General features: G+C 38.0%; 14 protein-coding genes. 3 read left to right on the forward strand and 11 right to left on the reverse strand.

Going from position 1 to position 14,291, the window contains the following annotated elements:
• Window positions 1–7: 7 nt before the first annotated feature.
• The 3 genes from rsmH to F0161_RS07765 all read right to left on the reverse strand — a co-directional run bounded on the left by rsmH (window position 8) and on the right by F0161_RS07765 (window position 1,920).
• Entirely contained in the window at window positions 8–958 is a 951-nt protein-coding gene (rsmH, locus tag F0161_RS07755) for a 16S rRNA (cytosine(1402)-N(4))-methyltransferase RsmH (protein ID WP_137601755.1), read from the reverse strand.
• 20 nt (window positions 959–978) lie between these two features.
• The gene (mraZ, locus tag F0161_RS07760; protein ID WP_137601756.1) at window positions 979–1,407 is read right to left on the reverse strand and encodes a division/cell wall cluster transcriptional repressor MraZ; all 429 of its coding nucleotides are present in this window, start codon (window positions 1,405–1,407) and stop codon (window positions 979–981) included.
• Window positions 1,408–1,554: 147 nt separating this feature from the next.
• Window positions 1,555–1,920 (reverse strand): DUF3397 family protein, encoded by a 366-nt coding sequence (locus tag F0161_RS07765; RefSeq protein WP_137601757.1) that lies wholly within the window; start codon window positions 1,918–1,920, stop codon window positions 1,555–1,557.
• Window positions 1,921–2,009: 89 nt separating this feature from the next.
• Between F0161_RS07765 and F0161_RS07770 the strand changes: the two genes are divergently transcribed.
• On the forward strand, window positions 2,010–2,969 hold the full coding sequence (locus tag F0161_RS07770) for a magnesium transporter CorA family protein (protein WP_150204244.1): 960 nt from the start codon (window positions 2,010–2,012) through the stop codon (window positions 2,967–2,969).
• Between the two features lie 60 nt (window positions 2,970–3,029).
• Entirely contained in the window at window positions 3,030–3,155 is a 126-nt protein-coding gene (locus F0161_RS07775; protein WP_137601759.1) for a DUF4044 domain-containing protein, read from the forward strand.
• 42 nt (window positions 3,156–3,197) lie between these two features.
• Here F0161_RS07775 and F0161_RS07780 read toward each other — a convergent pair whose 3' ends face one another.
• The 4 genes from F0161_RS07780 to F0161_RS07795 all read right to left on the reverse strand — a co-directional run bounded on the left by F0161_RS07780 (window position 3,198) and on the right by F0161_RS07795 (window position 8,303).
• Window positions 3,198–5,516 carry an FtsK/SpoIIIE family DNA translocase gene (locus F0161_RS07780; protein WP_150204245.1) on the reverse strand — a complete coding sequence of 773 codons (2,319 nt, stop codon included), beginning with the start codon at window positions 5,514–5,516 and terminating at the stop codon, window positions 3,198–3,200.
• A gap of 49 nt (window positions 5,517–5,565) precedes the next feature.
• Window positions 5,566–6,081 (reverse strand): tRNA (cytidine(34)-2'-O)-methyltransferase, encoded by a 516-nt coding sequence (locus F0161_RS07785; protein ID WP_137601761.1) that lies wholly within the window; start codon window positions 6,079–6,081, stop codon window positions 5,566–5,568.
• Window positions 6,082–6,270: 189 nt separating this feature from the next.
• Window positions 6,271–7,119, reverse strand: coding sequence for a methyltransferase domain-containing protein (locus F0161_RS07790; RefSeq protein ID WP_150204246.1), 849 nt, complete (start codon window positions 7,117–7,119; stop codon window positions 6,271–6,273).
• Entirely contained in the window at window positions 7,116–8,303 is a 1,188-nt protein-coding gene (locus tag F0161_RS07795; protein ID WP_137601763.1) for an AI-2E family transporter, read from the reverse strand. The genes F0161_RS07790 and F0161_RS07795 overlap by 4 nt, the downstream gene beginning before the upstream one ends.
• A gap of 117 nt (window positions 8,304–8,420) precedes the next feature.
• Between F0161_RS07795 and F0161_RS07800 the strand changes: the two genes are divergently transcribed.
• Window positions 8,421–9,449, forward strand: a complete 1,029-nt coding sequence (locus tag F0161_RS07800) for a lactonase family protein (protein WP_137601764.1) — start codon at window positions 8,421–8,423, stop codon at window positions 9,447–9,449.
• A gap of 73 nt (window positions 9,450–9,522) precedes the next feature.
• On the opposite strand, the gene F0161_RS07805 is transcribed toward F0161_RS07800, so the two are convergent.
• The 4 genes from F0161_RS07805 to F0161_RS07820 form a co-directional block, all read right to left on the reverse strand.
• Window positions 9,523–10,908, reverse strand: coding sequence for an aspartate ammonia-lyase (locus tag F0161_RS07805; protein ID WP_137601765.1), 1,386 nt, complete (start codon window positions 10,906–10,908; stop codon window positions 9,523–9,525).
• A 329-nt stretch (window positions 10,909–11,237) separates the two neighbouring features.
• Window positions 11,238–12,587, reverse strand: coding sequence for a magnesium transporter (gene mgtE, locus F0161_RS07810; RefSeq protein WP_150204247.1), 1,350 nt, complete (start codon window positions 12,585–12,587; stop codon window positions 11,238–11,240).
• Between the two features lie 2 nt (window positions 12,588–12,589).
• Window positions 12,590–13,477 (reverse strand): RluA family pseudouridine synthase, encoded by an 888-nt coding sequence (locus tag F0161_RS07815; RefSeq protein WP_404825381.1) that lies wholly within the window; start codon window positions 13,475–13,477, stop codon window positions 12,590–12,592.
• Window positions 13,474–14,283, reverse strand: a complete 810-nt coding sequence (locus tag F0161_RS07820; protein ID WP_137601767.1) for an NAD kinase — start codon at window positions 14,281–14,283, stop codon at window positions 13,474–13,476. Before F0161_RS07820 ends, F0161_RS07815 begins: the two co-directional genes overlap by 4 nt.
• Window positions 14,284–14,291 lie beyond the last annotated feature (8 nt).

Raw genomic sequence — 14,291 nt, forward strand, 5'->3', positions numbered from 1 at the left:
TCCTTATCTATTTTCGTATTTTTTCAATAACTCTCAATTTGGCACTATGTGCGCGTCGATTGTTATCTAACTCCTCAGTTGTTGGTAAAATTGGTTTCTTATTAATTAATTTAAATTTGGGTTGCATTTCATCTGGAATGACTGGTAAACCTGCAGGTAAATCTGGAATTGTCACCTGTTCCCGAAACATACCTTTGACTAATCGATCTTCTAGAGATTGGAAGGTAATAACACTGATTCTTCCGTCAACCCTTAATAATTGCAATGCTTGTTCTAGTGAATCTTCTAATGCCCCAAGTTCATCATTCACTGCGATCCGAACTGCTTGAAAACTTTTCTTGGCTGGATGACCGCCATGTCGTCTTGCAGCAGCTGGAATTGATTCTTTAACTAAATCAGCTAACTCGAAAGTTGTTTCAATTGGTTGAATAGCTCGTTGTTTTTCAATTGAACGGGCTATTTGTTTCGCAAACTTCTCTTCACCATAGCGGCTCAAGATACGTACCAATTGATTAAATGGCCATTCATTCACAACTTCTTTAGCTGTTAATGATTGTCTTTGATCCATCCGCATATCGAGTTCGGCATCGTAGTTATAGCTGAATCCGCGTTGACCATCATCAAACTGTGGTGATGACACTCCCAAATCATAAACAATTCCATCGACTTCTGAAATTCCAAGGTCGTTTAACGCTTGGGTGATATTTCTAAAATTGGTGTTGATAAATGTTAATTTGCCTTCTTCGACATATTTCGCCAAATGTTCGCGGTTATAGTCAATTGCTGTTTGATCTTGATCAAATGAATACAGATGACCTGATTCATCAAGTTGTTCAACAATCTTGCCACTATGACCTCCGCCACCAAGCGTTGCATCTACATAGATTCCATTCGGTTTAACGTGTAAGCCTTCCACTGCTTCATTTAAGAGCACTGTAATGTGATTAAATTCAGTCATTTCTGTCTTACACTCCCTAATTAAAGTCCAAAGTCTAGTTTTTCTGCAATTTCATCAAAGTTTTCTTCTGCACCTTCAGCAAAGTTGTTCCAACGGTCTTCACTCCAGATTTCAATTCTATCTGAAACTCCCACGATGACACATTTCTTTTCAAGTCCAGCATGTTCGCTGAGCGCTTGAGGTAGATTAACTCGTCCTTGCTTATCGAATTCACATTCAGTTGCGGCTGAGTAGAAGAACCGGACAAACGCCCGAGCATCTTTTTTGTTAAGTGGTAGTTCCTTTAACTTCTGTTCAAGGACTTCCCATTCACTCATTGGATAGCCAAAAAGACAACCATCCATTCCCCGAGTCACAACAAATTGCGCTCCCAATTGATCGCGAAACTTAGCAGGAATGATTAGTCGTCCTTTGGTATCAATACTATGTGAAAATTCTCCCATAAACACGACTACTCACCCCCATTTCATCAACGCTTGGTTTTAGTCTACCACATCTCCCCACTTTCCACCACAAATTTTTCAAAAAAAGATAATCAAAAAAATAGCAAGCTTTCTAAAGAGCAAAAGCCTGCTATGACAGCATTTATATAATTATTATAAAGTGGGAGATAGTCCCATTAAACTAACGAATATCGACAAAATATACACAATAGTGGTGTAAACCACTGTAATCCGCCAAAATGAGAAGAAAAACTTTTTGAATAAGACCTCACGATTGTGAACAATTTCAATAAGTACTAGCGCAATTCCAATCGCCATCCAGCCAATCACCACATATGGGAACAAGCCCCACTTCAAATTCAATGCACCAAAATATAACATGAAAATTGGCCACAGGTCATAAAAGTTATACATTGCCCGTTTCTTTTTCTTCATTACTTTCTTGATTAAAATGACAATCAATGACACTATTATGATAACTAATAGTTGCATGATAATTTTAAGAATTGCTGCATTCATTTAACATTCCCACTATCTTTTAATTTCAATAACTATCATTATAGAAAAATGTTGCTCCTGATTCAATAGGAGTCGTCTGGAGGCATTCAATGATTCAATACTTTACAACAGATTCTTCTGAATTGGTGACTATCGATGACCAAGCGGCCTTGACTGCTGATCATCGCTGGATAAATTTAGAAAGCCCCACCGAGGACGAAATTAATCAAATCGCTCAACTTTTTAAAGTAAGCAATTTCAGTCTATCCTCAGTGCTGCAAGACCGAGAAATTTCTCGGGTTAATTTTGGAAAAACACCCCAAGAAAACACATCGATTTTACTGCAATATCCTAAATATGAAACCAGTCCACTTGGTTACTTGACGCACAGTACTTTTCCAATTATGTTCATTATTTCTGAAGGGTCCATTATTACTGTGTCTAACCACCCCGCCTCTTTCATTCAACATTTTGTGATAAATCAGTCAAGTCTTCAAGAAACAATTACTGATCATGAAAACTTTGCAGCACGTTTAATTTGGTTTATTACCAAGGATTTCGTGACTTCACTAGACAAAACTGCTGTTCAAATGGATTTACTCGAGCGTCAATTGACGTCTGCGACTGAAAACGAACAAATTTATCAAATTATGGCAATTCAAAAAACAATTATTGATTTTAAATCATCTCTAGCACAAAACCAGAAAGTAATTGATCAAATTAAACAAAATGATAGCCTATTTAGTACCACGCCTTTGACAAAAACCATTTCTGCGGTTGCTTTAAAAAATGAACAAGCCATGACCATGGCCAAGACCCAAGGCGAAATATTGGAGCAATATAGTAATATGGTCTCATCAGTGGTCTCCAATAATCTGAATGACGTCATGAAAGTTTTAACATCACTCACCTTAATCATGACCATTCCCACCATTATCGGGGGTATTTACGGCATGAATGTTGACCTTCCTGGAGCAAAATTAGTCTCAGCATTTACTCTGCTAATGCTGTTTACTATTGTCGTTTGCTTAATTACTTATTTAATTTTAAAGAAAAGAAAATATTTGTAAATTGTAATTCCTCTGGTTTTTAGGTAGAATGGATTTGATTGATATACGGAGGAATAATTAATGGCAAAAGAAAAAAAGAAAAAATCAGTTTTTCAAAAGATTACCACAATTTCAATTTGGCTCATGGTCATTTCAATGCTCGCTAGCACTTTGTTAGGCGTTGTCTCAGCAATGGGTTGGTATTAAAAAGAAGTTCAACGATGTTGAACTTCTTTTTTTTGACTCAATTTAGTTTTCGTCTGATACATCATCAGCTGGTTGTTTATAAACCTGTCGAGGCTTTGATCCCTCGGAAGGTCCAATTATTCCTCGCTGTTCCATATCGTCTACCATTCGTGCTGCACGGTTATAACCAATCCTAAATCGCCGTTGAATTAACGACGTTGAGGCTTTTTGTTGGTCAACAACAAAGTCCACCGCATCGTTAAACAACTCATCAGTATCATCGTCAACATCATTAACTTCGACTTCTTCATCTTTAACAACCATCGTTTCATCATATTGAGCCGGTTGTTCGACCTTAATAAAATCAACGACTGATTCCACATCAGTATCAGAAATAAATGCTCCTTGAACACGAACTGGCTTATTTTGATCAATTGGCATAAATAACATATCACCACGACCTAATAATTTTTCAGCCCCATTACTATCCAAAATGGTTCTTGAATCAATCCCACTTGAAACAGCAAAAGCAATTCGAGAAGGTACGTTAGCTTTAATCAAACCAGTAATAACATCAACTGATGGTCTCTGGGTTGCCAAAATCATGTGAATTCCAGCTGCACGCCCCATTTGTGCGATACGAACGATTGAATCTTCAACATCGTTTGAAACAGTCATCATCAAATCAGCCAATTCATCAACAACCACCAAAATTAATGGTAAATATGCTTGATTTTCATTCTTTTCAGAATTTGAATCACGAACCATTTTGTTATAACCACCAATATTGCGGACGCCAAAGCCTGAAAATAGTTCATACCGACGTTGCATTTCATCAACAACCTTAGCTAATGCTTTAGAGGCACGTTTAGGTTCAGATACAACTGGACTTAGTAAATGTGGAATACCATTGTACACACTCAATTCAACTTTTTTTGGATCAATCATTAAGAATTTAACTTCATGTGGTTTGGCTTTCAACAAGATACTTGTAATAATACCGTTGATGGCAACTGATTTACCACTACCTGTGGCACCGGCAATTAACAAATGTGGCATCTTAGTTAAATCTGCCATCATTACTTGACCAGTTACACTACGACCCAATGGTACTTCTAACACTTTGTCATTTTTCGGCATTGCTTCAACCATATCTCTAAATCCGACTGTCGCAATTTGTCGATTAGGTACTTCAATTCCAATTAGCGATTTACCTGGTATTGGTGCTTCGATACGAATATCTTTTGCTGCTAAAGCCAAAGCTAAATCGTCTGCCAAATGAACAATCCGGCTAACCTTGACTCCGACTGCTGGATGCAACTCATACTTGGTCACTGAGGGCCCTAAATTAACATTTTCGACTTGTACTTCAACCCCAAACGAAGCTAAGGTTTCAGTTAACTTTTTGGTATTCTCTTGAATTGACTTCAACTCAGCACTTTGATCAGTTGCGTCAACCTTGGTTAAGAGAGTTGTTGGAGGTAATTGATAATCCTCATTTTCACTTTCTTGTGCCGGTTGCAAACTAACTTCTTCATCGGTTGATTTCGTTTTATTTTCATTAGTTGCCCGATGGCTGGCAACGGTAATATTAGGACCTTTTGGCGCAGCTGATTCCTCAGTTTTCTTAGGCATTTCAACCGCTTCTGGTTCGAAGAAATCTTGAACCACGCTTGGCTTTTCCTTAACTGGAGTCGGTAAATTCTTTTCTTGCTTTTTAGGCAAATTCTTAGAAGCAGGTTTTTCTTTAGGCTTTGCATCGTGCATTTCTTTTTGTTCCTTAGCCCATTGTGCAGATTGTTTAGCAGTGTCGCCTACGTGTCCTAGTAACTTGGCAACCGGAATGTTAAAGGCCATCACAGCACCAATGACAATTAATAATCCTGCCACCAAAACAGTGCCCAAATTTGCAATCAAATAGTAAGAGGCAGTGTACAAATAAGCACCAATCATCCCCCCACCTACAGGCATCGTCAAACTACCTTGAACAATATCTTCATTTAAACTATTCCATGTTAATTCGACAAAATCGTTGTGTAGATTCAATTGATTGAACATCATCACATGCATTATTGCTAAGACACCAATGTATGCAATCAGGACACCTATCACAATTCTCGCTTTAAACTTTGGCCAACGTCCTGTAAAAGCTTTATAGATTCCATAAACTACAAAGATACCTAAAATAACTTGATAACTTTGACCAACCGCGATTCTCACAAGATTAGCAATGAAAGTTCCCACAACACCTAAATTAAAGAACCCAAATAAAGCAATCAGAACCAAAATAATTCCTTGCAAATTATTCAGCGCTGCATCGTATTTTTTTGAGCTTTTTTTTCTAGGTTTTTTTGTACTTGTTTTTTTACGCTTTGTTGCCAATGAAACTCCCTCATCTCATGTATTATTCGAACTATTTCAGTTTAACACATTATTTTAACTTATCATTTTGGTATTCATGAACTCGTTCTAGTCCATTAAATTGTTGTTGTCGTAAAGCTTCATAAATGACAATCGCTGCACTGTTTGATAAATTAAGTGCTCGAATTTTAGTATCGTCTTGTGGAATACGAATCGCATTTTCTGGATATTGACGCATAAATGCTTCCGGTAGCCCTGTGGTTTCTTTACCAAAGAGAAAATAATTATCTTGAGTGTCTGAATCCGTGTAGTCTGGCATTGAGTAATCACGACTCGCAAACTTAGACACAATAAATAAACGTTTGATATCAGGAATACTGTCAATAAAGGCTGGTAAATTGTCATGATAAGTGATGTCAACCTTATCCCAATAATCTAATCCAGCTCGTTTCATATGTTTGTCGTCCACCGAAAATCCAAGTGGCTTAATTAAGTGAAGATGGGTATCAGTTCCTGCACAGGTACGTGCAATATTACCAGTGTTAGCAGGCATTAGCGGTTCAAAAAGTGCAATATGATTCGTCAAGGTAATTCTCCATTCAATAATATAAATTAGGACATAAAAAAAAGCAGGGTCTCGGTGTGGGCACGGCGAAACGCTACTTTAATGCAGTTCATTCGGCTAGCTAATCGTGATAAAATCAAAGTCAACTACCAAAAGATTGTTAAATAAAATTTACCACTTACTTAAACATAATGCAAACTATTCTTAAGCCTACTCTGCTTTAGCAATTAATAAAGTAACATCTACTGTAATTTTTGTAAGATTTAATAAGTCATCATCCGTGAGCTTAATGGCATCTTTTCCCCAATGTAACGGAGTCATTTCGACCATTTGAGCACGCAGGTTAACGGGTAATTCAAATTCATAAGTCACCTGTTTCGTAGTTGTATCTGGAAAGTTCTTTTTAAATAATTCGACTACGGCAGCATTACTATAAGTTTGATGTTGCCCACTCGGATATAGCATTTGCCGAAGTTCCATTAAATAATTGGCATTTGGAATAACTTTGATTAACGTCCCACCAGGCTTTAAAACTCTTTTAAATTCATTATAATCAGATGGTGAAAAAATTTCCAAAACTGTATCAAACGTTGAATTATTAAATGGTAATTGTCTTAAATCTGCCGCACAAAACCATGCGTTTGTTTCCAGCTGAGTTGCTAATCCAATTCCATCTTTAGAAATATCAAAACCAATCGCAACATCTTGCTGATTTCGCAATTCTTCGAGATATTTCAACGGTGTTCCTTCTCCACAGCCAACGTCTAAAATGGTGGCTGGTGTGGATTTTAAGTGTGTCGCAATTTCATCGACGATTGGTGAAAACAAACCTTGATTCAATAATTCACGTCGGGACGCCAGCATCTCTCGATCATATTCGCCATTGATTGCACGTAACAAAAAGTATAAATAACCCTGTTTGTTAAAATCAATTCGATGCCCCTCAGGACACACTAAACTATTTTCTTCAATACTACTGGCCGGTTGCTGACAGATTGGACATCTAAACAAATCCAAATGTTGTGCGACAAATTGCTTACCAAGTTCTATTTTTTTCAAATTTGTTGATCCTCGTCCTTTAAAGTATCTGTTTCTTTAGTTTCATATAATGGAGAATTAAGCTGATACCATTCAAATAAATGGCTGATCAGTACTTTTAACACGGCATATCCTGGAATACCAAAAATAACACCAAGCACCCCAAACATTTTACCCGCTGCGAGTAAGACAACGATAATCGTCACTGGATGAATTTTCAAGTTACTACCTAGAATTAGTGGCGATAGAACCCGACCTTCAATGGTCTGCTCAATCACAAATACAATGAATACTTTGACAAGCATCCACGGTGAAATGAACGCCCCCACCAACACAGCAGGCACCATTGCTAAAAAGGACCCTAAATAAGGAATCATATTTAAAATCCCAGCAATAATCCCGATAGTAAGCGCGTATTTTAGGCCAATCGTTAGATATCCCAACCAAAACATAATTCCAACAAAAAAAGCGACCGTTAATTGTCCACGAACATAATTACTAATTTGAGTATTAATCTCAGTTAAAACCAAGAAAAACGATTTTCGTCCCTTATCCGGAACAAATTTTGCCATATAATGTGGTAAATTTTTTCCATCCCGTAGTAAGTAAAATAGGATAAATGGCATGGTGATAATGGCAACCACAATCGTCGTAATAGTCCCAACCACATCTCCAAGAGAATTAACCGTTGTTTTCAAATAGCTGCTAGATTTAGCCGACAATTCATCCCCGGCCGTTTTGGTCCAATGTTCCACTTGATCAGAAAACTGATTGAACAATGGATGCTTCATGGCACCATTAATATCCCGGCTGATGTGGTCGATATAAGCGGGAATTGACGTAATCATGCTTTGAATTTGTTGATTAATCACCGGAATAAGTGTCCAAAGTCCCCAAACAATGAGACCAATCAGAATCAAAAATACAAATGAAATCGTCAAAGTACGATTAATTTTGAATCTGCGTTCCCAACTATCGACCAGTGGATTCAGCAAATAATAAAAGACGCCAGCTAGCACAATTGGCAACCCAACAATACTCAAAAAATCTTTAATGGGATTAAACAACCAGGATACTTTACTGCCAACCAAAAAAATCAACAAAACTAATAAAATGACCACTAACGCACTGACAATTTGACTACGTTTGATGATATTCAAAATCGAATGTACTTTTTTATTACTCTCGTTACCGCTTGCTTTCATCGCACCATCAACTCCCTTTATCAAATTAATTTTAACATATTTAGTAATATCTTAGTATTGATTACCCAGAACCATTATAATAGACTATGTTCATACATTAACAAAGGAGCATTTAACATGAAAGAAACTTTTATCATTGGTACATACACAAAAAAGACCAGTAAAGGAATTTACACTGTTGAGCTTGATACTAACAGCAAAACACTTTCAGAACCAAAGTTTATCATTGAAGCGTCTAATCCAACTTATTTGGCAATTTCAAAGTCACACCACCTCTTCTCCGTCATTAAAGAAGATGACGAAGGTGGTGTCGGTTCATTTGATTTAAATGACAATTCATTTGCCGCTGCAGACAAAGTTTTGGCTGATGGCGCACCACCTGCATATGTTGGGATTGACGAAGCCCGTCAACTTGTTTTTAGTGGTAATTATCATTTAGCAACTGTAGATGTGATGAAAACCAATAATGACGGTTCATTAACGCTCACCGATTCAGTCACACATCAAGGTGTTACTGGGCCAGCTCCTGAACAAAATACACCTCATGTCCATTATTGTGACTTAACCCCTGATCAACGGCTAGTAGTTTGTGATCTCGGAATGGACTTAGTTGTGGTTTATGACGTTTCAGATGATGGCAAACTAACTGCAGTATCGCAATACCACAGCGAACCAGGTTTTGGTTCACGTCACATTGTTTTCCACCACAATGGTAAATTTGCTTATCTAATGGGTGAACTCAGTAGCCAAGTTGAAGTACTCTCATATAACTCTACTTCAGCCGAATTTACGCACGTGCAAACTATAAAAACCATCCCATCAGATTGGACTGCCCATAACGGTGCGGCAGCCATCCACATTTCTTCTGACGGTCGTTTCCTTTACAATTCAAATCGTGGTCAAAATACCATTGCTGTATTTGAAATTGGTTCAGATTTTAAATTAACTCACTTACAATCAATTTCAACTGAAGGCGATTTTCCTCGTGATTTTGAACTCGACCAAACTGAGGACTTTTTGATTGTTGCTAATCAAAACACTGACAATCTCACCCTGTATTCTCGTGATAAAGACACGGGATTACTAACCTTAAATCAAAAAGATGTTCACTGTCCTGAAGGCGTTTGTGTCAAAGTGGTTCACTAACAATTAATACTCAAAAAGCAGTTCTCATTATCATTTGAGAACTGCCTTTTTTATACTTCTTATGATGATTTAATTACTTCGCCATTGCTTTAACGGCAATTCGCTCATTAACTAAGCTATCAGCCTTAAATAACTCATCTACCAAGCTTGCATTTAACAAGCCCGAATCTTTAACCAATTCTTTGACAGATTTGTTTTCTCGCGTTGCTTGTTTGACGATTTCTGTAGTTTTCACGTATCCCAGATACGGAGTTAAGATAGTAGCGGTGACCGCTGAATATTCTACTTCTTTAGCGCAAGCTGCTTCATTCACCATGATGTCTGAAACACAATTATCGTTTAAGGTTGTCAGTGCATTGGTCAGGAATTCCTCGTCCTTTAAGATGTTTTTGAAAATAATAGGTTCGAAAGCATTGAGTTCCATTTGACCTGCTTCGGCTGCCATTGTGACAGTCACATCATCCCCAATCACTTCAAATGACACCTGGTTAACAACTTCTGGAATGACCGGGTTGATTTTACCGGGCATAATAGAGGATCCTGCCTGTTTAGCCGGTAAAATTAATTCTGCCAATCCAGCTTGTGGCCCACTTGATAGCAATCGTAAATCATTCGAAAATTTAGACATATCTACTGCAAGTGCCTTGAGAGCACCTGAAAAAATGACATATGCATCACAATTTTGGGTACAATCAATCAAATCCTCTGCTTGTTTCAATCCCAATTTAGCCGTTCCTTCCAAGGTACGCACGACATTGTCTTGATAATATGGCGTTGCATTGATTCCTGTACCAATGGCCGTGCCACCCAAGTTAACTTCCTTCAAACTGTTGGATGCCATTTCGATGCGTTTAATGTCGCGACGAAACATTGAATAGTAACCATGGAATGTTTTTCCGAAGGTGGTGGGAACTGCATCTTGCAACTGAGTTCTCCCGACTTTGATCGTATCTTGATACTCACCGGCCAAATCTAATAACGTTTTAGTGAGTCGATTTAAACTGGCCATTAATGATGGTATGCTGCGGAGCATTGCCATTTTGCCGGCCGTGGGAAATGTATCATTAGTTGACTGAGCCAAGTTTACATCATCGTTGGGATGGATTTTAACGCCGCTATTTCTAGTGGCTAAGTTAGCGATTACTTCATTGACATTCATGTTGGCAGAAGTTCCTGCTCCGCCTTGAATTGCCGGCACGATGAACTCTGCGTTGTAGCTACCAAATAACAACTCATTACAAGCATTGATAATAGCCTTTGCTTTATTTTCAGGCAATGCTCCAGCAGCCAAATTTGTTTGTGCTGCGGCCCGTTTGATTTGAATTAAGCTTTGAATAAGTAGTGGATGCAACTTTTCAGAACTGATTTGAAAATTCTCTGCGGCACGCGCAGCGTGTACTCCGTATAAAGCGTCATCTGGTATTTCTTTTGTTCCAATACAATCTTCATCAATTCTCATAGTTTCCCTCCGTGTTATATAAGCTAACATCTAACACTGGAAAGTATACCAATTATTATTGTTAAGTCAACTCTGCTTCTGACAATTTAACTTGATTTACATTCAATTAAATTCATAAACTTAATATTTTAAAGCATAAAGTCGTTGTAACTTACTATAGCAAATCTAAGCCAAGGCAATACTTTTGAATATTTAAATATTAACGAATGTTATATTTTATAACATAACTAACTTTTTCAATTTAGTTTTGACCCTATCCAATTAAAAAAGCATGACCGCAACTTGATGATTTTATCCAAACGGATAAGAAGAATCAATCACTGTCATGCTTACATAATCGAATTAATAAAAATTTGTGCCACGGAAAAATAAATTAAGACCGACGTTAAATCGGATAATGTTGAAATGAACGGTCCACTAGCCACCGCAGGATCAACGCCAATTTTATCCATCAAAATTGGAATTAAACTGCCTGCTAAGTTAGCGACGGTAATCGCTGCTGCCATCGATATGCCAACGACCATTCCCAATGCCAAACTATGTTTCCACAATTCAACAATAATAGTAATCGAAATGGCCGCAAACACCCCGATAATAATGCCTGTAATAACTTCATTACGAATTATTTTCCAAATTTTATGGTAATTTTGTACTGAAATCTTACGCACAGCAATTGCCAAGCTTTGCGTGCCTGCGTTACCCGCCGTGCCAGTAATCAATGAGATAAAGACTGCTAAAATACTGGCTTGGCTCACCAAACTATCGAAATGGTTAATTAAGCTGGCTGTAGACATTCCTAATAATAGTAAAGTCAATAACCAGGGCATCCTGTGTAATGCCGAAATCCAGGGTGACTGTTCGTCACCATCAACTTTGACCCCGGCTAATCCCGAGTAGTCTTCAGTTGATTCTTCATCCATGACGTCAATAATATCATCAACCGTAATAATTCCTAACAAATGGTCTGTTGTATTTACGACTGGTACTGCGAGGAAATTGTACTCTTTAACTCTTTGCGCAACAATTTCTTGATCATCTTCAACGAGCACCTTAAACACATTGGTTTTCATGAATTGTTTCGCGGTTAAGGAATCGTCATTCATGATTAACTCACGTAAGGTGACTACCCCCACTAGCACTTCAGTTTCATCTTCAACGTAAACATAATAAATAATCTCCGCTTGACTGGCCCTCTTACGAACTATCTCCATCACTGAGGCAACTGTCTCATTTTGGTTCACAGAAATATATTCCGTCGTCATAATGGCCCCAGCTGTACGTTCATGATAATTCAGTAATTCTCGGACTTCTTGGATTTGTTCTTTAGGCAATAAATTCAAGTAAGTCGCCAAATCAGAACGACTCATTCGTCCCAATAAATCCGCCAGATTATCCATGTACATATCTGACAAGATGGCTGATGCTAACCGTGGCGTCATTTCTTTCAAAAATCGAATTGTTTCCATTTCTTCCACTTCAAGAGCATCGAAGATTTTACATAATTCTTCAATTGTCAAAAAGCGATTGATTACTTCTCGCTCATCAGGTTGTACATTCGCATAAATGACTGTTTGATCAAACCGCAACAAATTTAAAAAGACGGCTCGGAACGCTTTTTCACCGAGCGTATTAAGTGCAGCCTCAACTTCGTTAAATTTACGCTTATCAAAATCATCCATGCTTACACCTTCTTCATCAAAAATGCTTTCATATCATCAGCCAACTCACACGTTAATTCAATATATTGATTTTTAAATCGGCTAAAAAATTTTACATAATAACAATGCAGTGCCTGTCGCTCCAATCCAGTTGGCCCTTCATACATCTGGTCACCAATCAGCGGATGTCCCAAAAAGTTAAAATGCACTCTGATTTGATGGGTTCTTCCAGTATGTAACATCACATCCACCAGAGTTGCGTCCGTAAATCGTTGCTTAACCCAATACTCGGTTGTTGCATATTTACCATTCGTTCCAACTTGCCGTTTCACAAATGAATCTGGGTCACGCTCTAATGCTGCTTCAATTAGACCATGATTAGCTGGTATGACTCCTGAAGTAATTGCTTGATATTTTTTTACTACTCGGTGTTGTTTCAACTGTTGATCAATGACGGCATGGGCAAATCTGTGTTTGGGGAAAATGACAATTCCACTCGTGTCCTTGTCCAGTCTGGTAGCAACATGGGTAACTTGATCTGGGTAATTCATCCGCTGATAATAGCCCTTCACGCGATTTACCAAACTATCTGCAGTCACAACATGATGCGCAGGAACAGTCGCAACCCCAGCTGGCTTATTCAAGATTAAATAATCATCATCCTCATAAATAATATCAATAGGTGCACTACAGCTGTCAACTCGGTCAGTAGCTTCTTCATTGGGCAGAACCAACGTAACTGTATCACCAGTATGCATTAGATTAACAGTCCAGACGTGGTCACCATTTAACAAAATATCGCCGCCATGGTATTTGGCGACGACTAACAGTGACCTAGTAACTCCATTCATGCCTAAAAATGTTCTAACTTTAATTGGTACTTCATCATGATACGTCCAAGCAAATCTCACTTAATTCCTCCAATAAACGCCTCGTCAACACGCTTCCAGAAACTAGTATGACGATATCTTGCAAATGAAATTTCATGAGGCGAAATTTCATAATGAATTTTGGCAATCTTTTTCTTATTATCCATGTCATGTGCTTGTAAATTATCAGCACTGACAATTAACTGTTCATCGGTGTTCAACACTAAATCTAAATATTGATCCTTACCAACAATGATTGGAGACCCTAGAGTTCTAAATACTCGATTATTAATCGAGGCAATTTCACCCAGTTGTAATCCAACTAAACTAGGATCAATGACTGCCCCACCTACTGACTTGTTATAACCCGTTGAGCCCGTCGGCGTCGAGACACATAATCCGTCGCCTCGAAATCTTTCAAACAATTCGCCTTTGATGTAAATATCGCATACCATCGTATTTTCAATTTTCTTAACAGTAGATTCATTCAGTGCCGTAAAGTTATCAACACTGCCATCTTGATAAATAATATCCACACATACCAATGGATAGCTAACCTTTTGGCCATTATCACTAGCTAGCCCATCAACCATCTGTCCGACTTCAAAATCGCGCCAGTCGGTATAAAAGCCTAGATGGCCCGTATGGACTCCAACAAACCTAACATCATCAATTTGATGCGCATAATGATGGAATGCGGACAGCAAGGTCCCATCACCACCAACTGTAATGACAACTTCTGGGTTATCATCGTCAACTTCAATGTTAGTCTTATTTATTTCTTTCATGATTAAATCTGAAACTCGATTTGAATCTTCTGTATGATTACTGTAAATAGAAACCTTCATAATTTACC

Source organism: Paucilactobacillus nenjiangensis (assembly GCF_008632615.1).
Classification (GTDB): domain Bacteria; phylum Bacillota; class Bacilli; order Lactobacillales; family Lactobacillaceae; genus Paucilactobacillus; species Paucilactobacillus nenjiangensis.